The sequence below is a fragment of the Rhizobium sp. L9 genome, assembly GCF_002531885.1.
Lineage (GTDB): Bacteria > Pseudomonadota > Alphaproteobacteria > Rhizobiales > Rhizobiaceae > Rhizobium.
This window is the reverse complement of the sequence record NZ_NWSZ01000110.1, coordinates 1-624: the sequence shown is the minus strand read 5'-3', so window position 1 is coordinate 624 and position 624 is coordinate 1. Positions and strand designations below refer to the sequence as shown.

The 624-nt window shown below is 65.5% G+C and carries 1 protein-coding gene; it reads left to right on the top strand.

Annotated elements, in window-relative coordinates:
- Positions 1-624 (top strand): AAA family ATPase (locus CO660_RS32510; protein ID WP_176536424.1); only part of this gene is annotated, 624 nt, incomplete at both ends.

Here is a 624-nt window from a genome sequence, read left to right as displayed (position 1 = left end):
TATCCGCGCCCGGCTGATGGCGTCGGATGAACTTGTGATGCTGAAGCCGCAAGAGTTCGAGGCAGAAACGCTTAAGGTCGCAGACCCGGCAGTCTTCACCACACGGGCAATGCTGCGCATCGAATACGACATGGCGCAGTCAGCGCGGGTTCTGTCGGAGCAAGCAGGCTTCGGGGTTTCGGCTCGGCAGGTCGATGCGGCGATCGAGCGCGTCGAGACCGGCGATCCGCAAAAGCCGTTGAGGCTTGATGCGGAGCAGGTCGATGCCATCCGCCACGTCACCGGCGACAGCGGTATCGCGGCCGTGGTCGGCCTTGCCGGCGCCGGCAAGTCCACGCTGCTGGCGGCAGCCCGCCTTGCCTGGGAAGGCGACGGGCGGCAGGTGATGGGTGCGGCACTTGCAGGCAAGGCGGCTGAAGGCCTGGAAGACAGTTCCGGCATCAGATCGCGAACGCTCGCCGCCTGGGAGATCGCCTGGGCGAATGGGCGCGATGCACTCCATCGCGGTGATGTGCTCGTCATCGATGAAGCCGGCATGGTGTCGTCGCAACAGATGGCCCGTGTGCTTGACATCGTCGAGGCGGCGGGCGCGAAAGTCGTTCTCGTCGGCGACGCCATGCAGCT